This is a genomic window from Micromonospora sp. SCSIO 07396, from assembly GCF_053667945.1.
In genome coordinates this window covers 1,686,593-1,712,519 of sequence record NZ_CM132210.1, presented here as the reverse complement: position 1 = coordinate 1,712,519, position 25,927 = coordinate 1,686,593, and the positions used below count along the sequence as shown (strand labels likewise).

The window sequence follows — 25,927 nt, the reverse complement described above, 5'->3', positions numbered from 1 at the left end:
GCCCACGAGGCGGGCCGCCGACGCATCCGACCCCCTCAACCAGGAGTTCCGTTGACTGAGCGCATCACCGCGGTGGACACCATCGACGTCCGCTTCCCCACCTCCGTGCACCGCGACGGGTCGGACGCGATGAACCCGTTCCCCGACTACTCGGCCGCCTACGTCGTCCTGCGGACCTCGGCGGGCGGCGAGGGACACGGGCTGGTCTTCACCGTGGGACGCGGCACCGAGATCCAGGTAGCCGCCGTCCGGTCGCTGGCCCCGATGGTGATCGGCCAACCGGTCGACGAGTTGACCGCCGACCCCGGGGCGCTGGCCCGGCGGCTCGTCGGGGACAGCCAGATCCGCTGGCTCGGTCCGGCCAAGGGGGTCGTGCACATGGCCGCCGGTGGCCTGGTCAACGCGGTGTGGGACCTCGCCGCCCGCCGCGCCGGCAAGCCACTGTGGAAACTGCTCGCCGACCTCAGCCCGGAGCAGATAGTCGCGCAGGTCGACTTCCGCTACCTGCGCGACGCCCTCACCGAGGACGAGGCGTTGACCCTGTTGCGGCGGGCCGCCGACGGCCGGGCCGAACGGGAACGGCGGCTACGCGCCGAGGGCTACCCCGCGTACACCACCACGCCGGGATGGTTGGGCTACGACGACGGGAAGCTGGCGCGGCTCTGCGCGGAGGCGGTCCGCGACGGCTACCGGCTGATCAAACTCAAGGTCGGCGGCGACCTGGCCGACGACGTACGCCGGATGGGCATCGCCCGGCAGGCCGTCGGGCCGCAGGTCCGGCTCGCGGTCGACGCCAACCAGATCTGGGGGGTGCCCGAGGCGATCGGGTGGATGCGGGAGCTGGCCGCGTTCGACCCGTACTGGATCGAGGAGCCGACGTCGCCTGACGACGTCCTCGGGCACGCCGCCGTCCGCAAGGCGCTCAGCCCGATCCGGGTCGCCACCGGCGAACACGTGCACAACGCGGTGGTGTTCAAACAGCTGCTCCAGGCCGACGCCGTCGACGTGGTGCAGATCGACGCCTGCCGGGTCGCCGGGGTCAACGAGAACCTGGCGATCCTGCTGCTCGCCGCACGGTACGGGGTGCCGGTCTGCCCGCACGCCGGTGGGGTGGGGCTGTGCGAACTGGTGCAGCACCTGGCGATGTTCGACTTCGTCGCGGTCAGCGGCAGCACCGAGGACCGGGCCATCGAGTACGTCGACCACCTGCACGACCACTTCGTCGACCCGGTCCGGGTCACCGGCGGACGCTACCTGGCCCCCACCGCGCCGGGCATGAGCGGGCAGATCCGGCCGGAGTCCCTGGCCGCGTACCGGTTCCCGGACGGCCCGCAGTGGGCCGACGCCGCCGCCACCCCGGGCCCGGTGACGCCGTGATCATCGACGCGCACCACCACCTGTGGCGGCCCGAACGCGGGTACACCTGGCTGGACGCGCCCGGACTGGCGGCCATCCGGCGGCCGTTCACCCCGGCGGACCTGACCACCGAGCTCGCCGCCGCCGGGGTCACCGGCACCGTGCTGGTCGAGGGCGGGCGCTGCCATCGCGACGAGGCCGCCGAGTTCCTCGGCTACGCCGCCGACACCGCGCCGATCCTGGCGGTGGTGGCCTGGCTCGACGTCGCCGCCGACGACGTGCCCGCCACCGTGGCCCGCTACCGCCGGCTACGCGGCGGCGAGTACCTGGCCGGGGTGCGCTCCCAGGTGCAGGGCGAGCCGGACCCGGACTACCTGGACCGGTCCGACGTCCGTCGCGGGCTCGCCGCGCTCGCCGACGCCGGGCTCGCGTTCGACCTGGTGATCCGCGCCGACCAGCTCCCGGCGGCGGCGCGGGCGGCCCGTGCGGTGCCGGGGTTGCGGTTCGTCCTGGACCACCTGGGCAAGCCCCGCATCGAGGCGGGCGACGCGGGGCTACGCAGCTGGCGTGGCCCGCTGGCCGCGCTCGCCGCCAACCCCAACGTCACCGCGAAGCTGTCCGGCCTGGTCACCGAGGCCGCCCCGGAGTGGACACCTGACGACCTGCGGCCGTTCGTCGCGGTGGCCGTCGCCGAGTTCGGCGCGCAGCGGCTGATGTTCGGCTCGGACTGGCCGGTCTGCCTGCTCCGGTCGGACTACGCCGGGGTGCTGCGGGCGTTGACGGCCGCGTTGCCGCCGCTGTCGGAGCGGGAACACCGGGAGATCCTCGCCGGCACCGCCGTGCGCACCTACGGGCTGGCCGACCGGGTCAGCGCGACCCACCCGGCGGGGCCGGCGTGACGCCGGCCGGGTCAGGCGGGCCCCGCGTTGGCGGCCAGCACCGTACGCAGCCACGCCTCCGACGTGTTGACGTGCATCAACGCGCTCGCCTGGGCGAGCAGTTGGTCACGCGAACGCAGCGCGCGGTAGATCGCGTGGTGCTCCTCGATGGTGGTGTGCGCCGAGTTGCCCTCGATCAGCCCGCGCCACACCCGGGCCCGCAGGGTACGGCTGGACAACCCGTCCAGCAGCGAGGTGAGGGTCTCGTTGCCGGTGGTGGCGACGACGGTGTGGTGGAACGCCGTGTCGAACCGGATCAGCTTCTCGGCGTCGTCGGCCGCCGCCCGCATCTCCTCCAGAATGCCGCCGAGGTCGTCGAGCTGGGCCTCGGTCATCCGCAGTGCCGCCAGCCCGGTGGCCATCGGTTCCAGCAGCCGGCGCACCTCCATCACCTCCAGCAGGGTGTCGTCGCGCAGCAACTCCACCGCGACCCCCAGCCCCTCCAGCAGCAGCCGGGGGGCGAGGCTGGTGACGTACGTCCCGTCGCCGCGGCGGACGTCGAGCACCCGGGCCGATTCGAGGACCTTCACCGCCTCCCGGACCCCGCTGCGCGACAGGCCCATCTGCTCGGCGAGTTGCGGCTCGGGTGGCAGCCGGGCACCCGGCGGCAGCTCGCCGCTCTGGACCATGCTCCGGATCTTGGCGATCGCGTCGTCGGTCAGTGCCATCACGTCCCCCTCCGGCCGGCCGGTCGCGCGTCGTCCCGGCCGCTGCGGCTGGGGCGGCCGGCGGCGACCCCCACCAATATAGAGACATCCGACGTTTTCGCCGACGGCGGTCGTCCCACCGCCGCCCACCGCCGTCGACCAGCGGCCACCACCCGCACCGGAGGGGCGTGACGTGCAGCGCTACGGCTGGGTGATCCGGCTCCGACCCGAGCAGCGCGAGACCTATCTGCGGCTGCACGCCGCCGTCTGGCCCGACGTCGAACGGACGCTGCGCGCCGCGAACATCCGCAACTACAGCATCTTCCTGCACGGCGACCTGCTCTTCGGCTACTACGAGTACGTCGGCGAGGACCACGACGCCGACCAACGGCGCATCGCCGCCGACCCCCGGACGCAGCAGTGGTGGACGCTGACCGACCCGTGTCAGGAGTCGGTCGCCGAACCCGGCTCGGGGCACTGGTGGGCACCGATGCGGGAGGTCTGGCACCTGTCCGAGGAGGAGTCGTGAACCACAGCGCGCACTACGTCGGGGACCACACCTTCGTCGTCGAGCGGACCGCCGTCGTACCGCCCGGACCCGGCGAGGTGCGTATCGACGTCGCGTACACCGGGATCTGCGGCACCGACCTGCACGTGGCGCACGGCGCGATGGACCAGCGGGTCCGGGTGCCGGCGGTGATCGGGCACGAGATGTCCGGACGTATCGCCGAGGTGGGCCCGGGGGTGGCGGGACACCGGGTGGGCGACCCGGTGACCGTGATGCCGCTGGACTGGTGCGGCGACTGCCCCGCCTGCCGGGCCGGCAACAGCCACATCTGCCACCGGCTCACTTTCGTCGGCATCGACTCCCCCGGCGCGATGCAGCGCTCGTGGACGGTGCCCGCACGGATCGTGGTGCCGCTGCCGGCGGACCTGCCGCTGACCCACGCCGCGCTGATCGAGCCGACCGCCGTCGCCGTGCACGACGTACGCCGCTCCCGGTTGACCGCCGGGGAGCACGCGGTGGTCGTCGGCGCCGGGCCGGTCGGCCTGCTCATCGGGACGGTCGCCCGGGCCGCCGGGGCCGAGGTGACGGTGCTCGAACTCGACCCGCGTCGCCGGGCCCTGGCCACCGAACTCGGGCTGCGTACCGTCGACCCGGCGACGGTCGACGTCGCCCGGCACGTGCACGAGACGACCGGCGGGGCCGGGGCGGCCGTGGCGTTCGAGGTGTCCGGGTCCGCCGCCGGGGTCCGCACCGCGACCGACCTGCTCGCCGCACGCGGCCGGCTGGTCGTGGTGGCGATCCACCCCACCCCCCGGGAGGTGGACCTGCACCGCGTCTTCTGGCGGGAGCTGGAGCTGATCGGGGTGCGGGTGTACGAGCGGGAGGACTACACCGAGGCCGTCCGGTTGGTGCACGCCGGGCTGGTGCCCGCCGGGCGGCTGATCACCCGGGTCGTGCCGTTGCCCGAGGTGGCCGAGGCGTTCCAGGCGCTCGCCGCCGGCGGCGAGGTGAAGATCCTCGTCGACTGCGGGGTCACGTGGTGAATCCCGGCCGTGTGATGATCGGCGGATGCGGGTGGTGCTGGCGACCGACGCGGGACACCCCGGGCGGGACAACGAGGACTTCGCCGGGGCGGTGCCGGCCGGCCTGGTGCTGGTCGACGGCGCGGGCGGCGTCCCCGGGGCCGGCGAGGTCTGCCGGCACGGCGTGGCCTGGTACGCCAGGCGACTCGGTGGCGCGCTGCTGGGCGCCCTGTCGACGGGCGGGAGCCTGCGGGCGGTGCTGGCCGAGGGGATCGAGCAGGTCACCGACGCGCACCGGGGCACCTGCGACGTCACCCACCCGAGCAGCCCGCACGCGGCCGTGGCGGTGCTGCGGTGCACCGATGGGCTGGTCGAGCACCTGGTCCTCGGGGACGCGGTGGCGGTCGTCGGCCGGGTGGCCGGCGGGCCGCTCGTCGCCCACGACCCCCGCGAGGTGGTGATCGCCAGGTCCTTCGAGCGGCGGCTGGTCGGCGTGGCCGAGGGCAGCGGGGAGCACCGGCGGTTGCTGGCCGAGCTACGGGGGCACCGCAACGCCCCGGGCGGCTTCTGGGTGGCCAAGGACGACCCGCTGGTGGTCGAGGAGGCGGTCACCGGCGACTGCCCGGCGGGCGGGGTGACGGCGGCGGCGCTGCTGAGCAACGGGGCGAGCCGGCTCGTGGACACCTTCGGGCGCACCGACTGGGCGGGCCTGCTGCGCCTGCTGGACACCGACGGGCCGGACGGGATCATCAGGCGGGTCCGGGCGGCCGAGGCCCGGCACGGGGTGGCCACCGACGACGCGACGGTGGTCGGGTGGCGCGGGACGGGGCCGGCCGCCGACGACTGAGCCACCCGGCCCGCCGGTCGGGGGTGGGCCACCCGGACATGGCCGGTTCGACCACGATCCTGTGCCATCGGGATACTTGTATACTCTGGTCCGCCGACCTAACAGCCCCTGGCAGAGAAGCAGTGAGCGGACCAGCAGCGAGCAAACCCCAGGTGAGCAGCAGGTCGGTCGTTCTCGACGCGATCCGCGCGGCCGGCACGATCAGCCGGGTCGGGCTGATCCGGGCCACCGGTTTCACCGCGCCGACCATCTCCACCCTGGTCCGCAAGCTGATCAACGAGGACCTGGTGGTCGAGACCGGCCACGCGAAGTCGACGGGCGGCAAACGTCGGGTCCTGCTTCAGCTCAACCACGCCTCCCGGTACGCCGTCGGCGTGCACCTGGACCACGGCGTCATCACGTACGCCCTGACCAACCTGGGTGGCACGGTGGTGGCCCGGATCTCCCGCCCGGGGGCCGGGGCGCAGGAGCCGGCGGCGGTGGTCGCCCGGATCGCCACCGAGATCGCCGCGCTGATCGACGGGGTCGGGGTGGAACGGGACCGCATCCTCGGCGTCGGCCTGGTGTTCCCCGGGCCGGTCAACGCCACCCGGGGCATGGGTGGCCCGCCGGACGTGGGGCTCGCCCCCGCGATGCGGCAGTGGAACGGGTTCCCGCTGGGCGCGGCGCTGGAGCGGCTGACGGCCCTGCCGGTGGCGCTGGACAACGACGCGACCGCGGCGGCGCTGGGCGAACACTGGACCGGCGGGTTCGGCACGGCGACCTCGGCCGCCGCCCTCTACATGGGCACCGGCATCGGTGCCGGGCTGGTCATCGACGGCAGCACCTACCGGGGGCCGAGCGGCAACGTCGGCGAGTTGGGGCACGTGTGCGTGTCGGCCGACGGGCCGCGGTGCTGGTGCGGGGCGCGGGGCTGCGTGGAGGCGCTGGCCGGGCCGGCCGCCGTGGTCGCCGCCGCCCGGTCGGAGCCGACGACGGCGCGGGCGGTGGGGTTCACGCCCGGTGTCCGCCGGCCCTCGGTGGTCGCCGACTTCGCCGCGATCAGCCGGGCCGCCCGTCGGGGCGAGCCGCACGCGTTGGCGTTGCTGGAGCGGTCGGCCCGGCACGTCGGGGTGGCCGCCCGGACGCTGGCGAACCTGATGGACCTGGAGGTGCTGGTGCTGACCGGGCCGAGCCTGGCCACCGCCGGGTCGGTGTACCTGCCGATCGTCAGGCAGGAACTGCGCGCCTGCTTCGCCCGGGGCACGCACACCGTCGACGTCCGGCTCTCCCGTTCCGCCGCGACGGCCTCGGCGATCGGCGCGGCGGCCCTGGTCCTCGAATCGGAGCTGGTCCCGCCGGGCCACGGGCCACGCCCACCCGAGCAGGTGGCCGGTCACCGGGTCCGGCTCACCGAATCGGCAGGCTGAGGATCCGGGGGTAGGCGATGGACGACACGTGGCGCACGAGCGCGGTGGGGCTGGTGCTGGCCCGGCCGCCCCGCCTGCTCGGCACCGAACCGTTCTTCATGGAGTTCATCGCGGGCATCGAGGAGCGGCTCGCCGCGCACGGCCGGTCGGTGCTGCTGCACGTCGTCGCGCACCACGACGCCGAGATCGCCGCGTACCGCCGGTGGGCGCGGCAGCGGCTGGTCGACGCGGTCGTGCTGGTGAACCCGTCGGTCGACGACGCCCGGCCGGCGGTGCTGCGGGAACTGCGGCTGCCCGTGGTGGTGGCGGGTGAGCCCACCGGGGACAACCCGGCGGTACGCCGCGACGACGCCGGGTCGATGCGGGCCGCCCTGGCGCACCTGGTGGCGTTGGGGCACCGGCGGGTGGCGCGGATCAGCGGCCCCGACGCGCTGCTGCACACCCGGACCCGCACGGCCGCGATGCTGGCGGCGGCGGCGGCGGCGGAGTCGGGGGTCGACGCGGTCGTCGTGGCGGGCGACTACTCGGCGGAGTCGGGGGCGCGGCTGACCACCGGGCTGCTGGACGGGCCCACACCCCCCACCGCGGTCATCTACGACAACGACCTGATGGCGGTGGCGGGCCTGCACGCAGTGACCGAGTTGGGGTACCGGGTCCCCCGGGACGTCAGCCTGATCGCCTGGGACGACTCCAGCCTGTGCCGGCTGGCCTCGCCGGCGCTGACCACGATGAGCCTCGACGTGCACTCGTTCGGCGAGTCGGTCGGCGAGTCGGTGCTGCGGCTGGTCACCGGCGAGTCGGTGCCGCAGCGCTGGTGCGCGACCGAGACGGTGGTCGCCCGGGGCACGACCGGCCCACCCCGGTAGGGCGGGAATGCGGTTCCACCTGGCGGTCCGTCGAAACGGCATCGATACGCTTGACTTAATAAGGCGAATAAAGAAAGCTCGCAGGCGCGCTCCCATCGACGCTCCCCTCTATGCCTAGGAGAGCTTCATGACACGTCGTCATGCCCTGCTGGCGGCGACAGCCGCCGGCACGCTGGTGGCCGCCAGCCTGACCGCGGCCACCCTGCCGGCCTCGGCCGCCGCCGCGGGCTGTGCCGTCACCTACACCGTGCAGAGCCAGTGGAACGGCGGGTTCAGCGGCAACGTCGCCATCACCAACCTCGGCTCGGCGCTGACCGGCTGGACGTTGACGTTCGACTTCCCGGACACCGACCAGCGGGTCACCCAGGGCTGGAGCGCCACCTGGTCGCAGTCCGGTGCCCGGGTGTCGGCGGCCAGCATGAGCTGGAACAGCGCGCTGAACACCGGCGCGTCCACCACGATCGGCTTCAACGGCGCGTGGAGCGGGACCAACCCCGTGCCCACCTCGTTCGCGCTCAACGGGACGACCTGCACCGGCGTGGTCAGCCCGACGACACCCACGCCCCCACCCACGACCACGCCACCGCCGACCACCCCACCGCCCACCACGCCGCCACCCACCACTCCCCCGCCGACCACCACCCCGCCGCCGGGCGGGGCCGCGCCGAGCCTGCGGGTGTCGGGCAACCGGCTGGTCACCGCGGCCGGGGCGACCTACCGCCTGCTCGGCGTCAACCGGGCCAGCGGCGAGTTCGCCTGCGTCCAGGGCAAGGGCATGTGGGACAGCGGCCCGGTCGACCAGGCCTCCGTCGACGCGATGAAGGCCTGGAACATCCGCGCGGTACGCATCCCGCTCAACGAGGACTGCTGGCTCGGCCTGTCCGGGTCGCCCAGCGGGGCCACCTACCAGCAGGCGGTCAAGGCGTACGTGAACCTGCTCGTCGCCAACGGGATCAACCCGATCCTCGACCTGCACTGGACCCACGGCCAGTACACCGGCAACATCTCGGCCTGCACCGACGTCAACGCCACCTGCCAGAAGCCGATGCCGAGCCGGCAGTACACGCCCCAGTTCTGGACCGGGGTGGCCACCGCGTTCAAGGGCAACGACGCGGTGCTGTTCGACCTGTTCAACGAGCCGTACCCGGACGCCGCCAACAACTGGTCGGACATGACGGCCGCGTGGCGCTGCCTGCGGGACGGCGGCACCTGCACCGGCATCGAGTACCAGGTGGCCGGCATGCAGAGCCTGGTCGACGCCGTCCGCGCCACCGGGGCCACCAACGTGCTGCTGGTTCCCGGTCTGACCTGGACCAACGACCTGACCCAGTGGCTGACCTACAAACCGACCGACCCGCGCAACAACATCGTCGCCTCCTGGCACTCGTACAACTTCAACGCCTGCGTCACCGAGACCTGCTGGGACACCCAGATCGCGCCGGTGGCCGCGCAGGTGCCGGTGCACGCCGGGGAGATCGGCCAGGACACCTGCGCCCACGACTACATCGACCGGTTGATGACCTGGCTGGACGGCAAGCGGCTGGGCTACACCGCGTGGACCTGGAACCCGTGGGGTTGCAGCGGCGGCAACGTGCTCATCGAGGACTACAACGGCACCCCGACCAAGAGCTACGGCGAGGGCTACCGGGCCCACCTGCTCTCCGTCACCCCGTAACCGACCATCCGACCGGTTCCGACCGGCCGGGCCGGCCACGGGTCGGCGCGACACCACCGCCCTCGGCGTGGCGGTGGTGTCGCGCCCTCCCGCGCCGGGCGCCCAGGGGTCAGGAGCAGTTCTTGCCCTTGTTGATGCAGGTCGCGATGCGTTGCATGGTCTGGGCGGAGTTGACGTTGACGAAGTCGTTGTGGTCGGAGAACGGGTTGTGGTTCTCCTCCGGGAACGAGTCGAGTGCGTACTGGCCCTTGAGCTGCACGTCCCGGGGGATGTCGTAGCCGACGGTGATCCGCAACTGCGGGATCGCCCGGAAGCCCTGCGGGCAGGCGCCGGTGGCCCGGTCGGCGAACGCGACGTGGTTGCGGTGGTTGTCGCTGTCGATGTTCCTGCCGTCCCAGCAGCCGGGGAAGTCGTGCACCCGCTGCACCTGGCTGCCGGCGGGGCAGATCGGGTACTTGTCGGCCAGCCGGTCGGCGAAGCCCGAGCAGGTCCAGGTGGCGCGGGCGTTGGCCGGGCCACGGCTGGTGGGCTTGGCGTCACCGGTGAGCGCCCGGAGGAACTTCGGCATCGGCACCACCCGGCTGACCGGGTTGCCGCGGTATTCGATCAGCACCTGCGCCGGGCGGACGATGCCGCCGGTGTTGCCGGGCAGTTCCAGGTCGGGCCCCTGCGGGTCGGGCAGTGCGGCTGCGGTGGTGGGCGCTGCGGTGGTGGGCGTACCGGCCGGGGCGGGGGCCTGGTCCAGGGTGCAGGTGGCGAACGCGTCGAGGCCCTGCGGGCGGGTGGCCTGCCGGCTGATCGCGATGGCGATCCGGTCGAGCACGGCGATCCGCTTGGCGCGTAGCGGGCCGAGGATGGCGTTGTCGACGAAGGCCGGGCCGCCCTGACCCCGGCTGGTGACGAGGCGTTCGTTGGCCTCGGAGAGCTGCCTGTCGAGTTCGTCGAGGTTGCGGTTCACCTCGGCGAGCGCCCCGGCCGGGACACCGGGCAGCTTGTCCCGCACGGTGGGGCACTGGATGCGTGGGTTGGCCGCCTGGGCCGCCGTGACGCTGGCGCGGTGGGCACCGGCGGGCATCCGGGCGTGCATGTCGTCGTAGCTGACGTCGCACTCGACCAGCGAGACCAGGCCGGGCTGGTTGCCGCCGGCGGCGGTGACCGTGCTGCTGATCTGCCTGATCGTCGTGGCGCGGCGGGCCCGCAACGCGTCGGTGACCTCCCGGTTGAACGCGGCGTCGATGCGGCCCCGGCTGGCGGTCATCCGCTGGTTCGCGGCGGCCTGCTGGCGGTCCAGGTCGGCCAGCAGCCGGTCGACGGTGCCCCGGGCCCCGGTGGGGACGGCGCGCAGCCGCTTGCCGACCGGGGGGCAGACGACCATCGGCTGGGTCTGGGCGAGGGCCTGCCGCACCTGGTCGTCGTTGCGGACGCTCTTGTCGATGCGTACCACCGGCCAGAAGTAGGACGACTTGTCGCCGTTGCGGCAGGTGGTGCCGGAGGCGTCCAGGTCGGCGTTGGAGGAGTTGGCGGTGATCGCCAGGTTGCCGACGAAGTCGTGGACGTGTTCGGCGCCGTTGCGGATGCCGGGCTGGGCCACCGGGTTGTCCGGGCTGAACTTGCCGTTGCCGTTCGTGCCGCAGTCCACGGTGAACCGGCCGGTCGACCCGCCGGGGGCCGGTTGCGGGTTGCGCACGTTCGGCGGCACCTTCTCGATCGGCACGAACTGGTCCAGGCTGGTGGCGGCGTCCGCGGTGCCCCTGCCACCGCCGGAGACGAAGGTGACGGTGAGCGCACCGGTGGCCGCCAGAACCAGTGCGGCCAGGGCGATCCGGGCCGGCCGGGTGTGGATCAGCGGGGTCCCGTCGGGTCTGCGGTTCATCGGAAATCTCCTCCAAGCCGGAAACCGGCTGCGGTGATGTGCTGTCGTGCGGGGATACGGCCCGGCGGTGGGCAACGGTCACCGTCGGCCGGGTGCGTCATGGTTCGGTAAGAAGTCCCGACCCGACCGGGCACAACCGGACGCGGCGGCCGGGTGACGGGGTCACCGGCCGCCGCGCGTGCCCGGCACCGTCGAGAGCAGGCGGTGGACTACCAGCCGGTCAGCAGCAGGTGGTTGACCGTGAGCGCCACCGCCGCCTGCACCAGGAGCCACCCGCGCCGGTCGGCCGCGGGGATCAGAGAAGCACCTGCCGTCAGCCAGACGGTGAACGGCAGCCAGATGCGTTCCACCTCGGCCTTGCTGTAACCGGACAGGTCCGCCGCGACGATCACCGCCGTGGCGGCCATCGGCAGCAGCCAGGCGGCGCGTTCGGGGTCCGGCAGCCGCAGCACGACGGCCCGCCACCCGGCCCGCACCGTCCGCCGCAGGATCACCGCCGCCACCGGGCCGGCGGCCACCACGACCAGCGCCAGGTCGGCCCAGACCCAGTAGCCGTACGCCCGGTCGGCGGCGACCCCCTGGTAGTAGCGTTCGACGACCAGGTGGTAGCCGGTCGGCCACCAGAATCCGGCGGCGGTGAACCCGGCGACGACCGGCAGCGCCCCGACGAACGCCCACCCCACGGTGCGGCGGTGCCGGTCGGCCAGCACGACGACCGCCAGCGCGAGCGGGCCCATCAGCACCAGCCCGTACGACAGGTAACAACCGGACGCCAACAGGGCCCCACCGGCGAGGGCCGCCACCGCGCGGCCCCGGGTGACGCCGTGGGCCAGCAGGGCGATCCCGGTGGCGGTCACCCCGGCGAACAGCCCGTCGGCCGACACCCCGGCCCACACCGCCCCGGGGAACAACACCACGAACGGCAGGACCGCGCGGGCCGCCGCCTCGGTACCGAGCAGCCGTACGGTGTGCGGCACGGCGACGGCGACAAGGCCCGCCACCAGGATGCACAGCATTCCCGCCCAGCCGCCGCCGCGCAGCCCGACCCGGTCGAGCCCGACGAAGACGAGCAGCGCCCCCGGCGGGTGGCCGGAGACGTGGGTGGTCCACGAGTCCGGTTGCCCGTCGAGGATGCGGCCGGCGAAACCGGCGAGCATGGCGGGGACGTCGGTGACGCCGGGGACCTCGTGCAGGTATTCGTAGCGGGTGGCCAGCCGGCCGGCGACGCCGCGCTGCCAGCCGTCGACCAGGGCCAGCGACAGCGTCCAGGCCACGGCGGTGGCGTAGCCGAGCGCGAGCAGCGGTCGCCAGGGCAGCCGGGCGGCCACCGCCGGCCCGTGCCAGCAGACCAGCGCGGCCAGCAGCAGGGCCGCCGGGGTGCCGAGGCCGACGTGCGGCAGCCACTGCGCGAACAGCGGCGCGGCGCTGGCGTGCACCGGGCGGCCCAGCAGGTAGAGCACCCCGCCGGTGACGGCGGCCACCGCGAACAGGCCGACGGCGGCAGCGGCGGCGATCACGTCGGCGCGCGGCGGGCGACGGCGCGGACCACCGTCCGGCTCCGTTCGGAGTCCTCCTGCGCCCTCGGGCGGAGCCGGACGGTTGCCGGGGGTGGCGCTCACCCGCGCAGCGGGGCGTGGGCGAACTCGGCGATCCCCTCGGCGAGTCCCACGGCGGCCCGGAACCCGAGTTCGGTCTCCGCCCGGGTGGGCGAGGCGACCACGTGCCGCACGTCGCCGAGCCGGAACTCGCCGGTGACCACGGGCGGCGGTCCGTCGGCGGCGCGGGCCAGCTCCGTGGCGACGTCGGCGATGGTGACCGGCCGGCCGGAGGCCACGTTGTACGCCCGCCAGCCGGTGCCGGTGCCGGTCGCGTCCAGCCCGGCGAGGTTGGCCGCCGCCACGTCCCGGACGTGCACGAAGTCGCGCCGCTGGCCGCCGTCCTCGAAGACCCGGGGTGCCCGGCCGGCCTCCAGCGCGGACCGGAAGATCGCCGCGACCCCGCTGTACGGGGTGTCGCGGGGCATCCCCGGCCCGTAGACGTTGTGGTACCGCAGCGCCACCACCGCGCCACCGGTCTGCCGGGCCCACGCGGCGGTCAGGTGCTCCTGGGCGGCCTTGCTGGCGGCGTACCCGCTGCGCGGGTCGAGCGGATCGTCCTCGTCGACCAGCCCGGGGGTGAGCGTGGTGCCGCACCGCGGGCAGGTCGGGTCGTACCGGCCGGCGGCCAGGTCGGCGACGGTTCGCGGCGCGGGGCGCACCGGACCGTGCCCGGCGCAGGTGTACGCGCCCTCGCCGTAGACCACCATGGAGCTGGCCAGCACCAGCCGGTGCACGCCCGCCCGGGCCATCGCGGCGAGCAGCACGGCGGTGCCGAGGTCGTTACAGCCGACGTACTCGGGCAGGTCGTCCAGGTCGACGCCGAGGCCCACCATGGCGGCCTGGTGCACCACCGCGTCGACCCCGTCGGCCAGGACGGCGGCGAGGGCGGGCCGGTCGCGGACGTCGAGCCGGACGAGCGGTGCGCCCGCCACGGTGTCCGGCAGCGGCCTACGGTGCGCGCCGGGGTGTCCGGAGTCCACCACGGTCACCCGGTGGCCGGCATCGTGCAGGGCGGTCACCACATGGGTGCCGATGAAACCGGCGCCGCCGGTGACGAGTACGTGGGTCACCCGCCGACGGTAGGGCCGGCGACCGGCGTCGCGCCGCGACGGCGACCAGCCGTCAGTGGTTCGTAAGAACTGCGGCGGCGGGCGGGGATCCGTCATCGTCAGGTAAGAATTTCCGGGCCGGTGGTGCCCTAGCGTCCCGCTGCATGACCGATGTGGTTCTTCCCTGCCGCGACGAGGCCCCGGCCCTGCCCGACCTGCTGGCCCGGATGCCGGCCGGCTACCGGCCGATCGTGGTGGACAACGGCTCGACCGACGGGTCGGCTGCGGTGGCCCGGGCCTGCGGGGCCGAGGTGATCAGCGTGGCCGAGCCCGGGTACGGCGCGGCCGTGCACGCCGGGGTGCTGGCCGCCGACCCGGTCGACGGGGTGGTGTGCGTGCTGGACGCCGACGGCTCGTTCGATCCGGCTCAGCTGCCCCGGCTGGCCGATCCGGTCCGGTCCGGCGCGGCGCACCTGGGCACCGGCCGGCGGCGGCCGACGGGACGCGGGGTGTGGCCGTGGCACGCCCGGGTCGGCAACGCCGTGCTGGCCCACCGGCTGCGCCGCACCACCGGCCTCGACGTGCACGACATCGGGCCGATCCGGGCCGTGCGCCGCGACGACCTGCTGGCGCTGGGGTTGCGGGACCGCCGCTTCGGTTACCCGCTGGAGTTGCTGATCGCGGCCGGTCGGGCGGGCTGGCGGGTGCTGGAGGTCGACGTCGACTACCACCCCCGGGCGGCCGGCACCCGGTCGAAGGTGACCGGCACCGTGCTCGGCACCGCCCGCGCCGTGCGGGACATGGGCACGGTGCTGGCCCGGTGAACGTCCACCGCCGGCCGCCCGCCCTCCAGGTGCTGGTGCTGGCCAAGACGCCGGTGCCCGGCCGGGTCAAGACGCGGCTCTGCCCGCCCTGCACCCCGGCGCAGGCCGCCCGGGTCGCCGCGGCGGCCCTGGCCGACACCCTCGACACCGTCGCCACCGCCACCGCCGACGCCCGGGTGCTGGTCGTCGACGGTGACCTGCCGGCCCCGCCCGGCTGGGAGCGGCTCGCCCAGCGGGGTGGCCCGCTCGCCGACCGCCTCGCCCACGCGTTCGCCGACACCCGGGTGGCGGGCGCGGCGACCCTGCTGGTCGGCATGGACACCCCGCAGCTCACCGCCGTGCACCTGGACACCGCGCGGCACCTGCTCGGCCGGGCGGACGGGCCGGACGCGGTGCTCGGACCGGCCGACGACGGCGGCTGGTGGACGCTGGGGCTGCGCGATCCCGGCCACGCCACGGCGCTGCGGACGGTGCCCACCTCGGTGGCGAGCACCGGCGCGCGCACCCTGGCGGCGTTGCGCCACCGGGGTCTGCGGGTGCACCTGCTGCCCCGGCTGCGGGACGTGGACACCGCCGTCGACGCGCACGCGGTGGCGGCGCTGTGCCCACCGGACAGCCGGTTCGCCCGCGCGGTCGCCGTCGACGTCCCGTCGCCCACGGCGGTGGCCTGGTGAACGCGGTGGCGCTGTTCGACGCCGTGTTCGACCGGGCCGCGGCGGGTGTGCCCGCCGCGTTCACCGCCCGGTATCCCGGTGGTGGGGTGCTGCGGTTCGATCCGGCGGTGTGGTGTCGGGACGCCGTCGCCGGGGACGCGTCGCTGCTGGCCCGGTGCACCGGCCCGACCCTCGACGTCGGGTGTGGACCGGGCCGGCTCACCGGTGCGCTGATCGACGCCGGGCAGCCCGCGCTCGGCATCGACGTCAGCGCCACCGCCGTCCGGTTGGCCCGGGGGCGCGGCGCGGTGGCCCTGCGCCGGGACGTGTTCGGGCCGGTGCCGGGTGCCGGGCGGTGGCGGCACCTGCTGCTGGCCGACGGCAACGTGGGCATCGGCGGTGACCCGTACCGGCTGCTGCGCCGGTGCCGGCGGCTGGTGGCCCCCGACGGCCGGTTGCACGTCGAGTTCGCGCCGCCGGGCACCCCGGCCTGGTCCGGTACGGCCACGGTGCGGACGCCTGACGGTGCGGACGGTCCGTTGCCCTGGGCCTGCGTACCCCTGGACGGTCTTGCGGCGCTGGCCGGGGCGACGGCGCTGCGGGTGCGCGACACCTGGACCGAGGGGGGCCGGTGGTTCGCCACCCTCGGCCCCGGGTGAGCGGCCGGCCGATGGTGCCACGGCGGCCGGCCCCGCCGGTGACCCCCGACCGGTTCCCGTCCCCGCTGCGGTCGACCCGGCTGACCAGCCAGCTCGGTGTCGCGCTCGGGGTGGCGTTCGCCGTCTGTTTCCTCACCGGGCTGCTCAGTCACCTGATCCAGCACCCGCCTGGCTGGTTCCGGTGGCCGGCACGGCCGGTGGGGCTCTACCGGTTCACCCAGGGGCTGCACGTGGCGACCGGGCTGGCCACGGTGCCGCTGCTCGGGGCCAAGCTGTGGTCGGTCTACCACCACCTGTTCCGCTGGCCGCCGGTGCGCTCGGTCGTCCACGCGCTGGAACGGGTGAGCGTCGGCGTGCTGGTCGCCGCAGCCCTGTTCGAGGTGGTCGGCGGGGTGTTGAACGTCGCCCGCTGGTACGCGCCGATGCCGTTCTTCTTCACCGCCGGGCACTACCGGGTGGCCTGGCTGGCGGTGGGTGCGCTGCTGGTGCACGTCGGCGTGCAGTTGCCGGCGGTCCGGGCCGCGCTGGCCCGCCCCGGCGGTGGGTCGCCGCAGGAGCGGCTCAGCCGGCGCGGGCTGCTCGCCGGGGTGGCCGCCGCGGCCGGGCTGATCACCCTGACCACGGTCGGGCAGACCGTCCGGCCGCTGTCCGGACTGGCGGTGCTCGCCCCGCGCCGGCCCGACGTGGGCCCGCAGGGGCTGCCGGTGAACCGGACCGCCCGCCGGGCCGGGGTGGACGTCGCGGAGCCGGCGTACCGGCTGGTGGTCGAGGGCCCGGGTGGACGGGTCGGGTTGGATCTCGCCGCGCTGCGTGCCCTGCCGCAGCACACCGCCGACCTGCCGGTCGCCTGTGTGGAGGGGTGGAGCGCGACCGGGCGGTGGACCGGGGTGCGGCTGCGGGACCTGGTCGCGCTGGTCGGGGCGGACCCGGACCGGGCGAGCGTCCGCGTCGAGTCGTTGGAGGCGGCCGGCCGTTACCGGGCGTCGACGGTCGGGCCGGCGCACGTACGTGACCCGTTGACGCTGATCGCGTTGCGGCTGGGCGGGGAGCCCCTGCATCCCGACCACGGCTACCCGGCCCGCTTGATCGCCCCGAACCGGCCGGGTGTGCTCCAGACCAAGTGGGTCGGCCGGCTCGTCGTACGGGAGGCGGAGTGAGGACCCGGGTGGCGCTGGTCGCGGCCGGCGTCCTGCTCATCGGGTACGCCGTGGTGGGCGCGTCGACCGACCCGGGGCTGGCCCCGACGGGGGTGCTGGTGTTCCTGGCCGGGGTGCTGGTCGGGCACGACGTGGTCTGGATGGCCGGGCTGCTGGCCGTCGGGGCGCTGCTCGCCCGGTTCGTGCCGCGCCGGCACCGGCCGGTGGTGCGGGCCGGGGCGGTCGGTGCCGCCGCGCTGACCGTCGTGGCGCTGCCCCTGGTGCTGGGCTTCGGCCGGCCGTCTGACGATCCTTCGGTGCTGCCGCTGCCGTACGGCCGCAACCTGGTCGTGGTGCTGCTGCTCGTCGCCGCCGCGACGGCGGTGGGCTGCCTGGCGGTGGAGTTGCGGCACCGCCGCCGCACGGCCGGTCGGGGCGGAGCGGGGGCGCGGCCACGGGCCGCCGACGAGGGGCCGCCGGGGCGCGTCGATCCACCCTGATCGCACCACGCGCCCGGCAGCGCGAACGACACTTGTCGATGCTTGACACCCCGGGGGCGTTCGGTGAGACTTGCCAGCAACACGCAGGCAACATTCAGGACACCCTTCGCGACCCGCTCATGTTAACGCTAACAGCGGTGGTCGCCCGCCGCCGGCACGCTCGGACGACATCGGCGCGATGTCCCGACCAGAGAGGCCCGATCACGTGACCGACCACTCCCCGCCCCGGACCACGTCACCCTCGGCGGCGTCGCGGCGACACCGTCCGCTCCGCCGGCTGCTGGTCACGCTGACCGCCGTGGCGACCGCGATGGTCGGCGGCGCGGTCGTCGTGTCGTCCCCGGCCGCCGCCGCCACCAGCGGGTTCCGTGGCATGAACTGGGCCGTGCTGGGCGACAACTTCAGCACCGGTCCGCTCGTCGTGCAGGGCCTCAGCTCCTCCGACAGCAACGCGACGGTACGGGCCAAGGCCAACGCCCTCTACGACGACATGGCCGCCACCATGGGGGTGAACACCGTCCGGCTGCCGATCAACACGCACACGGTCGGTACGGCGTGGTGGGAGGCGTACCGGGGGGCCATCGACGCCGCCACCGCACGCGGGTTCAAGGTCATCCTGGCGTACTGGGAGGACGGCGCCGCCTCCGGTGGCCGGATCACCAACCTCGCCGCCTGGAACGCGATGTGGTCCACGGTGACCAACACGTACGGCAGCAACCCCAACGTCTACTTCGAACCGATGAACGAGCCGCACGGCTACAGCTCGGCGGAGTGGCGCACGGTGGCCGCCAACTGGCTCAGCTACCACTACTCGGCGGTGCCCGGCCGGGTGCTCATCGGCGGCACCGGCTTCAGCCAGGACCTGCGGGACATCTGCAACGACAGCCGGTTCAACGCGACGCTGCTCTCCTTCCACCACTACGCGTTCTTCTACAGCGAGATGAGCTACGACGCCTTCCGCAGCCACATCCAGACCCGGCTGGGCAACTGCGCCTCCCGCGCCGTCGCCACCGAGTGGGGCGCGCCGATGAACGACGGCCGCAACTACGCCGACCCGAACAGCACCGACAACTTCGTCCGGCACATCCGGGCGATGGCCCAGGTGATGCGGGACAACCAGATGGGCGGCACCTACTGGCCCGCTCTCGGCGGCAAGCCCGGCACCATCGGCTACGACTGGTACTCGATGTACGCGCTCAGCGGCAGCGGCACCGACCTCAACCTGAGCATCCGTAACCCCTCCGGGGCCGACCGGGTCCGCTACGGGTGGGGCGACACCGTCGGCGACGGCCCCACCACGCCGCCACCGAGCACCGGCACGTACTACCGGGTCACCGTGCGGCACAGCGGCAAGGCGATGGACGTCCAGCAGCCGAACACCGACAACGGGGCGCGGGTCGGCCAGTACACCTACGCCGGCAACGCCTGGCAGCAGTGGCAGTTCGTCGACGCGGGCAGCGGCTACTGGCGCGTCGTGAGCCGGCACAGCGGGAAGTGCCTCGACGTGACCAGCGCCTCCACCGCCGACGGCGCCGAACTCATCCAGTACACCTGCGGCAGCGGCACCAACCAGCAGTTCCAGATGGTCACCAACGGCAGCTACTTCCAGCTCCGGGCCCGGCACAGCAACAAGTGCGTGGACGTGCCGGCCTCGTCGACCGCCGACGGCCAGGTGCTCAAGCAGTACACCTGCAACAGCGGCGCCAACCAGCAGTGGTCCCGTACGGCCGTCTGACGACCGGTCCGGTCGCCGCACCGACCCCGGTGCGGCGGCCGGGCGTCGGGCCTGCCGTGGGCCGGTGACCCGCGACCCGGGCACCAGGCTCTACCGGCCGTCGGCGGCCGGGCCGGGCAGGCGGCGGGCCAACTCCCGGCGCAGCAGGGCACGGCCGGGGCTCAGGTAGGCCAGGGGAACCCGGACCTCGTACGGCCGGCTCTGCCCGGCGACCGCCCACTCCCATCGGCCGAACGCAGGGACGGTCCGCGCCGGGTCGGTCGGCTCGATCACCAGGACCGGGTACAGCCGCCCCGTGATCTCCGCACGGGCGACGTTCGACCATCCGATGACCAGGGTGCGCTCCCCCGGGCCGGTCACCTCGAGGTGGTCCGGGGTGAGCCGCAGCGGCAGCCGGGCCTGGTGACCGGTGGACGGCAGCGGAGCCACCCCGCGCAGTAGCCCGAGGGCCAGAATCCACGCCGGTGTCCACAGCCCGTCCCACCACGGGTCGCCGGTGGCCAGGTTGACCACCACCGCCACCACCACCAGCGTCGACAGGCTCACCACCAGGACGGCGACCAGACGCCTGTGGGAACGACGGAACTCGATGGTGGGTGGTTCGTCGGCTACGGTCACCGGGGTGTCCTGCCCGGCCGGTCACCGAGTCAAACGGGCCGTCCCGCCAGGCGTGCCCGTTAGTGCAGTCGACGCTTCCAGTCCGGCGGCACCCGACCCTCGGGGCCGGGGGCCGGCTGGTCGGACGGACGCGACTGCGGCGGGGCCAACTGTGGGCCGTGCGGGTGGAACTGGTCGGCCGGGTAGTCCCAGAACCAGTCCTCGCCCGGTTCGAAACTCTGCACCACCGGATGCCCCTCGCTGGTGGCGTGCGCCGTGGCGTGCTGGCCGGGCGAGGAGTCGCAGCAGCCGACGTGGCCGCAGGCCGCGCAGCGGCGCAGGTGGAACCACCACCCGCCGGACGACTCGCACTCGACGCAGCCGGGGCCGCTGGGCGGGGTGGCCGGACTGATCCCCACCGTGGTCGCGGTGAGCGGCTCGGGTTGATCCTGCACGCGGTGTCCTCTCGACTCGCCGGCTACGGTACCCGGACCGCCGGGCCGGCGTCCCGTCCCGATGCCGCCCACGCGTACCCCGCCCGGGCCGGGTCACCCGACCGCACCGGTGCGCCCCCGTTCACCGTCGCCCGGTACCGCCGGGTCACCGTCGCGCCGGGCGGGGTCCGCCGGGTACGCGCCGGACCCGTCAGAGATCGGCCAGGATGGCTGCCAGTTCGACCGGCCGGCTGAGCATCGGCCAGTGCCCGGAATCGATGTCGACCAGGTCGACGTGCCGGGCCTTGGCGAGTTCGGGCAGGTCACCCGCGTCGATCAGGGCCTGCGCATCGGCCGGGGAGTACTCGGGGCAGACCAGCACGACCGGCACCTCGTACCGCCGGGTGTCGGTCAGCCGGACGGTCCCCCGGGCGACGGCCTCGGGCACCGGGACGGCGGCGTCGGCGAACTCCCGCCGGGCCCGGTCGTCGAGGTCGGCCGCGTCCGGGCCCTCGAAGGGCGCCCAGCCGGGGAAGGGCATCACGCCGTCCTCGATCGGGAAGAAGTCGGCGTAGGAGTCCCCGTCGGCAGGGGGGAACCCGCCGATCAGCACCACCCTGCGCACCGTCGAGGGACGGGCGTCGGCGGCCAGCCAGGCCAGGGAGCAGGCGGCCGAGTGCCCCACCACCAGCGATCCGCCAGGTGCCGCGTCGACGGCGGCCAGCACCGCGTCGACCTGGTCGTCGAGCGTCGCCGTGGTCTTCCCGTCACCCTGGCCGGGCAGGCGTACCGCCACCGCGTGCCGGCCACGCCGGGCCAGTTCGGCCAGCACCCCGTCCCACACCGGGGCGTCGAGCCAGAGCCCACCGACGAGGACGATCTGTTCATCCGTCATACGGTCAACCTAGAACGGGTTCCGGACGTTTTCCTTCCGGTACCGTCCGGGCGTGGAGAACGTCAGCCCCACCGCGCGTGCCCTGCGGACGCTCGACATCCTGCGCGACCGGCCCGGCACGACGGCCGCCCAGCTCGCCGCGGGCCTCGGCGTGACCGAGCGGGCCGCGCGCCGCTACGTCGAGGTCCTGCGGGAGGCCGGCATCCCGGTCGAGTCCGTCCGGGGGCCGTACGGGGGCTACCGGCTCGGCCGGACGGCGCGGTTGCCGGCCGTCGTGTTCACCCAGGAGCAGGTCCTCGGCCTGGTGATGGCCGTGCTCGACGGGCAGCCGGCCGCGGTCGACGCCGACGGGCTGGTCGGCGTCGCGTTGAGCAAACTCATCCGGGCGCTGCCCGACAGCGTCGGACGGCAGGCGGCGGCGCTGCGCGCGTACGCGGCGGCCGCCGCCGACCGGCGGGCGGTGCAGGCCGACCCGATCACGACCAGCGCGCTGGTCACCGCCGTGGCCGACCGTCGCCGGGTGGCCATCAGCTACACCACCGAGCGGGGCACGTCGTGGGAGGCCGAGGTCGACCCGTGGGCGGTGGTGGTGCGTCACGGCCGCTGGTACCTGCTGTGCCACTCGCACCGGGCGGACGCGGTCCGCACGTTCCGCATCGACCGGATCGGGGCGGTGCGGCACCTGGCCCGGCCGTTCACCCCGCCCGCCGACCTCGACCCCGTCGCCACCCTGGAGGCGCACCTGGGTTCCGGGTGGAAGTACCCGACCCGGGTGGTCTTCCACGAACCCTACGAACGGGTGGCCCCCTGGGTCGGACCGACGATGGGCCGGCTGGAGCCGGCCGGCGAGCGCTGCGTGCTCACCGGCAGCACCACCAACGCCCGGATGTACGCCGGGGAGTGGCTGGCCGCCGTCCCGTTCGGGTTCACCGTGGAGGAGGGGCCCGAACTGCGGGCCGCGGTGGCCGCGCTCGCCGCCCGCCTCACCGCCGCCGTGGCGGACACCCCCCGACCGGTGGTCACCGACCGCGCCACCCGTTCGGACGGGCCCCGGTCCCGCCGGTCGCCGCGGTAGTACGTGGCGTACGACCTACTGGGTATTCGGGCTACGCCGATCCGCTACCTGAAACGCCCCTGCCCGCTCTGCTAGTTTGATGCCGTAGTGGGGAGAGGCGGGTGTTTCCGAAATGACCGTCCGGCGCGGCGTTTACTTCCTGGCCAATGACTACGTACTGGATCGGGCAATCGCCTTCCTGAACAGCTTTCGCGCCCACCACGAGTCGTTGCCGTTGTGCCTGATCCCGTTTGCGGACGATATCGACGACGTGCTGAAGCTGCAGTCCCGCTTCGACTTCTCGGTCTGGTCGGGTGACCCGGCCGTCCTGGCCGCCTGCGACGACATCAGCCGGGCGTTCCACGGTGAGGTCAAGGGGCACTATCGAAAGCTGGCCGCCTGGGAGGGTGGGTACGACGAGTTCGTCTACGTGGACACGGACACGATCGTGCTACGCGACCTGAGCTTCGCCTACGACCTTCTCGACACGTACGGTTTCGTGACGACCACCTCGAACGTCCCGGCCAACACGAAATGGGTGTGGCAGCAATCCGTCCACGGGACCGGGGCGCTGACGGCCGAGCAGATAGAATATGCGGCCGGAACCCAGTTCATCGCCTCCCGCAAGGAGTGCCTGCGGTTCGCCGAGGTGCTTCCCCGAATGGATGCCGCACTGGCTCTTTCGGGGCACATGGCGCTGGTGACGCTGGAGATGCCGCTGCTGAACTATCTGATGGTGACGTCGGGTCGGCCGTACACCAGCCTTCGGGTGCTGGCCGGCGCGGAAGGTGGGGGTGAACCCCCACCTGGCGACATCCCGCAGGAACGGTGGGCCGGCGACCCGATCGGCCCCGTACGCGACGGCCGGCTGGTGACGCCCGGATCGCCGCCGGTCTTCCTGGTGCACTGGGCGGGCATGTGGTGGGAACTCGAACGGGGCGACCGCGTCGAACTGCCGCACGGCGACCTGTGGAGCTACTACCGGTGGCTGGGCGACGCCGGGGGTCACTTGGCGGACCTGCCCTGATTTCCTTCGATCAGGTAGGCGGCTGCGGCCTTGCGTACCGCGTCGACCCGGGAGACGGCGTCCAGCTTGCCGTAGATGTTGGTCAGGTGACGTTTGACCGTCGCCTCGGTGATCCGTAGCCGGGTGGCGATCTGGGCGTTGCTCAGGGCCTGGGCGGTCAGCCGCAGGACCTCCAGCTCCCGCTCGGTCAGCTCGCCCTCGTAGGGGATGCGCCGCTGCTTGACCAGGCGTTCGACGGTCCGCCGGGACACCGACAACCTGATGGTTGCCGGCTCGTCGGCAGCGGCGACCACCACCGCGATCAGTTCGGCCCGGTGGATGGTCTTGACCAGGTAGGCGACCGCCCCGCATTCGAGCGCCTCGTACACCACGTCGGCGTCGTCGTGCATGGCGAGCACGACGGCCCGGGTGCGCGGGCACAACCGGCGGAGCTGCCGCAGCACCGCGACGATGCCGGGGCCGGGGATCTCCACGTCGAGCAGGAGCACGTCCGGCTGCCGCTCGACGCAGAGCGCGATGGCCGCGTCGCCGTGCGCCGCCTCACCGACGACCCGCAGACCCGGGTTGTTGGCGAGCATCTCGCGGACCCCGTCGCGGAACAGGGTCTGGTCGTCGGCGAGGGCGACCGTGACCTGCTCGCTGGCGGGGCGGCTCACCGCCGTCCGCCGGCCGACGCCAGGGCGGGCCCGGACGTGATCCCGGGTACGTCGGCCCCCCGGCGTCCACCATTTCCTCCGGCCTGTGCGCTCCACAGAGGAGCGTCGCTCTCCCGGGTCAGTTGACTTCTCGGGACATCCAGAGCTTTATCGACAGTTTTCGGCACCCGTAGCCTCCTGGAGGGACCCTGAGCACGACTTATCGGATGCGCTGGAAGCGCTCCCAGCCAAAGTACCCAAAAAACACCCAACGGTCATCGGCGTCGACGGCTGAATCGCCGATGCACGAGGACGGACATTAGGCAATATTCGGGTCGAGCGTCGGCGCAGCGGGACAGTGCCGACGAACCACGCCCGACGATCATCAGATCCACCGGCTACAGCTTTGGTCGTAGGGTCGGCTACTACTTTCGTATATTGGCGTCGGTCTACGTCAGTTCGCTACTGTTCTGCCAGTCGCGCAGCACGGGCACGAATGGCGGAGGTGTTCGGGTGTCCATCAGCAATGCGTCCTTCCTGCAGGTGAGCGGTTCCAATATCGTCGATTCCAGCGGCACGCCCGTAACACTATTCGGCATCGGCGTCGCCGGCTGGCTCAACATGGAGAACTGGATTACCGGCTTTCCGGCGTACGAGGAGGGACAGCGGGCGGCGGTCGGGCAGGTACTCGGGCCAGGGCTGCGGGACTTCTTCTTCGACCGTTTCCTCGAACACTTCTTCACCGCCGACGACGCGGCCTATCTCGCCTCCCTCGGCATCAACATGGTGCGCCTGCCGTTCAGCTACAAGTACCTGGAAAGCGACGACGCACCTTTCGAGATCAACGAGAACGGCTTCCGCTACCTCGACCGGGTGATCGACCTCTGCGGCGCCCAGGGCATCCGCACGGTGCTCGACCTGCACACCGTCCCCGGATGGCAGCACCAGGACTGGCACTGCGACAACCCCACGCACACCTCCCAGTTCTGGGTGCACCGGACGTTCCAGGATCGGGTCGTCAACCTGTGGCAGGCGATCGCCGCGCGGTACAGGAACAATCCGTGGGTGGCCGGTTACAACCCGATCAACGAGCCGGCGGACCCGAGCGCCGAGAAGGTGGGCCCGTTCTACGAACGCCTCGTGGCGGCGATCCGGGAGATCGACCAGGACCACATCCTCTTTCTCGACGGCAACCGGTACGCCCTCGACTTCGACTTCTTCGGCGAGCCGTTGCCCAACACCGTCTACTGCCCGCACGACTACCCGGCACCGGGGTACACCCCGGGCAGCCGCTACCCGGGCAAGCACCGACCCATCCACGTGCTCGACGCCGGCCGGGGGCTGGCCGCCGCGGCCGAGAACGAGGCGTACTGGGACCGGGCGGAGGTCGAACGCAGCTTCCTGCACCGCACCACCTACATGCGGGAGACGGGCACACCCATCGTCGTCGGCGAGTTCAACGCGGTGTGGCCGGACGTGGAGGAGGAACGCCTGCGGCTGCTCGGCGACCAGCTCGACGTGTTCCGCAAGTACAACGCGAGCTGGACGTACTGGTCGTACAAGGACGTCGGATTCGCGGCCCCGCTACGGCTCGCCGCGAACGGTCCGTACCTGGAGCGCATCCGGCCGATCCTGGACAAGAAGGCACGCCTGGCAGTCGACCTCTGGGGTGGCGACCGCCGGAAGATGGGCCACGTGCTCGGCCCCATCCACCAGGCCCTGGCCCAGGAGTGTCCCGACTGGAACCCGTACCCCTGGGGGAGCGAGTTCATGGTCTGCCGTCTGGTCCTGCAGATCCTCTTCTCCGAGGCGTTGCTTCCGCAGTTCGGCGAGCTGTTCCGCGGCATGGGCGAGGACGACATCGACCAGATGATGCAGTCCTTCCGACTGGAGAACTGCCAGCCCTGGCAGCCGCTGGTCGACCTGCTGCGGCGTGACATCGCGACCCGCAGTCCGCAGTCCGCCGCCGTCACCGCCTGACCAGGACGCG

General features: G+C 73.5%; 25 protein-coding genes. 17 read left to right on the top strand and 8 right to left on the bottom strand.

All coding sequences use genetic code 11. The features are described from left to right. The first annotated feature begins 51 nt into the window (after nt 1–51). Both ACWCHM_RS07615 and ACWCHM_RS07610 read left to right on the top strand, forming a co-directional pair. Nucleotides 52–1,377 carry an enolase C-terminal domain-like protein gene (locus ACWCHM_RS07615; protein ID WP_454221859.1) on the top strand — a complete coding sequence of 442 codons (1,326 nt, stop codon included), beginning with the start codon at nt 52–54 and terminating at the stop codon, nt 1,375–1,377. Then, nucleotides 1,374–2,255: an amidohydrolase family protein gene (locus ACWCHM_RS07610; RefSeq protein ID WP_454221858.1), complete on the top strand. Its 882-nt coding sequence runs from the start codon at nt 1,374–1,376 to the stop codon at nt 2,253–2,255. Before ACWCHM_RS07615 ends, ACWCHM_RS07610 begins: the two co-directional genes overlap by 4 nt. Nucleotides 2,256–2,266: 11 nt before the next feature. On the opposite strand, the gene ACWCHM_RS07605 is transcribed toward ACWCHM_RS07610, so the two are convergent. Further along, a complete protein-coding gene (locus ACWCHM_RS07605; protein WP_204961764.1) occupies nt 2,267–2,962 on the bottom strand; it encodes a FadR/GntR family transcriptional regulator in 696 nt (231 codons plus the stop codon). Between the two features lie 172 nt (nt 2,963–3,134). On the opposite strand from ACWCHM_RS07605, the gene ACWCHM_RS07600 reads away from it, so the two are divergent. The 6 genes from ACWCHM_RS07600 to ACWCHM_RS07575 all read left to right on the top strand — a co-directional run bounded on the left by ACWCHM_RS07600 (nt 3,135) and on the right by ACWCHM_RS07575 (nt 9,268). Continuing rightward, nucleotides 3,135–3,470 (top strand): L-rhamnose mutarotase, encoded by a 336-nt coding sequence (locus tag ACWCHM_RS07600; RefSeq protein ID WP_204961763.1) that lies wholly within the window; start codon nt 3,135–3,137, stop codon nt 3,468–3,470. Then, complete coding sequence (locus ACWCHM_RS07595; protein WP_454221857.1) at nt 3,467–4,492, top strand: zinc-dependent alcohol dehydrogenase; 1,026 nt, start codon at nt 3,467–3,469, stop codon at nt 4,490–4,492. Before ACWCHM_RS07600 ends, ACWCHM_RS07595 begins: the two co-directional genes overlap by 4 nt. A 25-nt stretch (nt 4,493–4,517) precedes the next feature. Next, on the top strand, nt 4,518–5,318 hold the full coding sequence (locus ACWCHM_RS07590; protein ID WP_454221856.1) for a hypothetical protein: 801 nt from the start codon (nt 4,518–4,520) through the stop codon (nt 5,316–5,318). 152 nt (nt 5,319–5,470) lie between these two features. After that, nucleotides 5,471–6,727, top strand: coding sequence for an ROK family protein (locus ACWCHM_RS07585; protein WP_454221855.1), 1,257 nt, complete (start codon nt 5,471–5,473; stop codon nt 6,725–6,727). A 17-nt stretch (nt 6,728–6,744) separates the two neighbouring features. Further along, a complete protein-coding gene (locus tag ACWCHM_RS07580) occupies nt 6,745–7,593 on the top strand; it encodes a LacI family DNA-binding transcriptional regulator (RefSeq protein ID WP_454221854.1) in 849 nt (282 codons plus the stop codon). Between the two features lie 127 nt (nt 7,594–7,720). Beyond that, nucleotides 7,721–9,268, top strand: a complete 1,548-nt coding sequence (locus ACWCHM_RS07575; RefSeq protein WP_454221853.1) for a cellulase family glycosylhydrolase — start codon at nt 7,721–7,723, stop codon at nt 9,266–9,268. A 109-nt stretch (nt 9,269–9,377) separates the two neighbouring features. Here the strand turns inward: ACWCHM_RS07575 and ACWCHM_RS07570 are convergent, their stop codons facing one another. The 3 genes from ACWCHM_RS07570 to ACWCHM_RS07560 form a co-directional block, all read right to left on the bottom strand. Further along, on the bottom strand, nt 9,378–11,141 hold the full coding sequence (locus ACWCHM_RS07570) for a DUF1996 domain-containing protein (RefSeq protein WP_454221852.1): 1,764 nt from the start codon (nt 11,139–11,141) through the stop codon (nt 9,378–9,380). 209 nt (nt 11,142–11,350) lie between these two features. Beyond that, nucleotides 11,351–12,658 carry a hypothetical protein gene (locus tag ACWCHM_RS07565; protein WP_454223038.1) on the bottom strand — a complete coding sequence of 436 codons (1,308 nt, stop codon included), beginning with the start codon at nt 12,656–12,658 and terminating at the stop codon, nt 11,351–11,353. A gap of 98 nt (nt 12,659–12,756) precedes the next feature. Continuing rightward, nucleotides 12,757–13,809: an NAD-dependent epimerase/dehydratase family protein gene (locus tag ACWCHM_RS07560; RefSeq protein WP_454221851.1), complete on the bottom strand. Its 1,053-nt coding sequence runs from the start codon at nt 13,807–13,809 to the stop codon at nt 12,757–12,759. Nucleotides 13,810–13,952: 143 nt separating this feature from the next. Here ACWCHM_RS07560 and ACWCHM_RS07555 point away from each other — a divergent pair, with 143 nt between their 5' ends. From ACWCHM_RS07555 to ACWCHM_RS07530, 6 genes are all read left to right on the top strand, one after another. Next, complete coding sequence (locus ACWCHM_RS07555; RefSeq protein WP_204961749.1) at nt 13,953–14,612, top strand: glycosyltransferase family 2 protein; 660 nt, start codon at nt 13,953–13,955, stop codon at nt 14,610–14,612. Continuing rightward, nucleotides 14,609–15,286 (top strand): TIGR04282 family arsenosugar biosynthesis glycosyltransferase, encoded by a 678-nt coding sequence (locus ACWCHM_RS07550; RefSeq protein ID WP_454221850.1) that lies wholly within the window; start codon nt 14,609–14,611, stop codon nt 15,284–15,286. Before ACWCHM_RS07555 ends, ACWCHM_RS07550 begins: the two co-directional genes overlap by 4 nt. Beyond that, a complete protein-coding gene (locus ACWCHM_RS07545; RefSeq protein ID WP_281896210.1) occupies nt 15,283–15,924 on the top strand; it encodes a methyltransferase domain-containing protein in 642 nt (213 codons plus the stop codon). Before ACWCHM_RS07550 ends, ACWCHM_RS07545 begins: the two co-directional genes overlap by 4 nt. Further along, nucleotides 15,921–17,081: a molybdopterin-dependent oxidoreductase gene (locus ACWCHM_RS07540; protein WP_454221849.1), complete on the top strand. Its 1,161-nt coding sequence runs from the start codon at nt 15,921–15,923 to the stop codon at nt 17,079–17,081. The genes ACWCHM_RS07545 and ACWCHM_RS07540 overlap by 4 nt, the downstream gene beginning before the upstream one ends. After that, nucleotides 17,078–17,560, top strand: coding sequence for a hypothetical protein (locus ACWCHM_RS07535; RefSeq protein ID WP_454221848.1), 483 nt, complete (start codon nt 17,078–17,080; stop codon nt 17,558–17,560). Before ACWCHM_RS07540 ends, ACWCHM_RS07535 begins: the two co-directional genes overlap by 4 nt. Nucleotides 17,561–17,765: 205 nt before the next feature. Beyond that, nucleotides 17,766–19,295 (top strand): RICIN domain-containing protein, encoded by a 1,530-nt coding sequence (locus ACWCHM_RS07530; RefSeq protein WP_454221847.1) that lies wholly within the window; start codon nt 17,766–17,768, stop codon nt 19,293–19,295. A 90-nt stretch (nt 19,296–19,385) separates the two neighbouring features. Here the strand turns inward: ACWCHM_RS07530 and ACWCHM_RS07525 are convergent, their stop codons facing one another. From ACWCHM_RS07525 to ACWCHM_RS07515, 3 genes are all read right to left on the bottom strand, one after another. Then, a complete protein-coding gene (locus ACWCHM_RS07525; RefSeq protein ID WP_454221846.1) occupies nt 19,386–19,913 on the bottom strand; it encodes a hypothetical protein in 528 nt (175 codons plus the stop codon). Nucleotides 19,914–19,972: 59 nt separating this feature from the next. After that, complete coding sequence (locus tag ACWCHM_RS07520) at nt 19,973–20,347, bottom strand: UBP-type zinc finger domain-containing protein (RefSeq protein ID WP_281896204.1); 375 nt, start codon at nt 20,345–20,347, stop codon at nt 19,973–19,975. 190 nt (nt 20,348–20,537) lie between these two features. After that, on the bottom strand, nt 20,538–21,221 hold the full coding sequence (locus tag ACWCHM_RS07515; protein WP_454221845.1) for an alpha/beta fold hydrolase: 684 nt from the start codon (nt 21,219–21,221) through the stop codon (nt 20,538–20,540). A 52-nt stretch (nt 21,222–21,273) separates the two neighbouring features. Between ACWCHM_RS07515 and ACWCHM_RS07510 the strand changes: the two genes are divergently transcribed. Continuing rightward, nucleotides 21,274–22,296 carry a helix-turn-helix transcriptional regulator gene (locus ACWCHM_RS07510; RefSeq protein WP_454221844.1) on the top strand — a complete coding sequence of 341 codons (1,023 nt, stop codon included), beginning with the start codon at nt 21,274–21,276 and terminating at the stop codon, nt 22,294–22,296. Between the two features lie 112 nt (nt 22,297–22,408). Next, complete coding sequence (locus ACWCHM_RS07505; RefSeq protein WP_454221843.1) at nt 22,409–23,302, top strand: hypothetical protein; 894 nt, start codon at nt 22,409–22,411, stop codon at nt 23,300–23,302. Here the strand turns inward: ACWCHM_RS07505 and ACWCHM_RS07500 are convergent. Then, nucleotides 23,281–23,958: a response regulator gene (locus tag ACWCHM_RS07500; protein ID WP_281896196.1), complete on the bottom strand. Its 678-nt coding sequence runs from the start codon at nt 23,956–23,958 to the stop codon at nt 23,281–23,283. The two genes, ACWCHM_RS07505 and ACWCHM_RS07500, sit on opposite strands and share 22 nt — an antisense overlap. A gap of 492 nt (nt 23,959–24,450) precedes the next feature. Here ACWCHM_RS07500 and ACWCHM_RS07495 point away from each other — a divergent pair, with 492 nt between their 5' ends. Further along, nucleotides 24,451–25,917 carry a glycoside hydrolase family 5 protein gene (locus ACWCHM_RS07495; RefSeq protein WP_204961741.1) on the top strand — a complete coding sequence of 489 codons (1,467 nt, stop codon included), beginning with the start codon at nt 24,451–24,453 and terminating at the stop codon, nt 25,915–25,917. The last annotated feature ends 10 nt before the right edge of the window (nt 25,918–25,927 follow it).

Coding starts and splice junctions, on each gene's coding strand:
- ACWCHM_RS07575 (WP_454221853.1), top strand. CDS start 7,721: ATGACACGTCGTCATGCCCTGCTGGCGGCGACAGCCGCCGGCACGCTG.
- ACWCHM_RS07580 (WP_454221854.1), top strand. CDS start 6,745: ATGGACGACACGTGGCGCACGAGCGCGGTGGGGCTGGTGCTGGCCCGG.
- ACWCHM_RS07570 (WP_454221852.1), bottom strand. CDS start 11,141: ATGAACCGCAGACCCGACGGGACCCCGCTGATCCACACCCGGCCGGCC.
- ACWCHM_RS07590 (WP_454221856.1), top strand. CDS start 4,518: ATGCGGGTGGTGCTGGCGACCGACGCGGGACACCCCGGGCGGGACAAC.
- ACWCHM_RS07605 (WP_204961764.1), bottom strand. CDS start 2,962: ATGGCACTGACCGACGACGCGATCGCCAAGATCCGGAGCATGGTCCAG.
- ACWCHM_RS07505 (WP_454221843.1), top strand. CDS start 22,409: ATGACCGTCCGGCGCGGCGTTTACTTCCTGGCCAATGACTACGTACTG.
- ACWCHM_RS07515 (WP_454221845.1), bottom strand. CDS start 21,221: ATGACGGATGAACAGATCGTCCTCGTCGGTGGGCTCTGGCTCGACGCC.
- ACWCHM_RS07555 (WP_204961749.1), top strand. CDS start 13,953: ATGACCGATGTGGTTCTTCCCTGCCGCGACGAGGCCCCGGCCCTGCCC.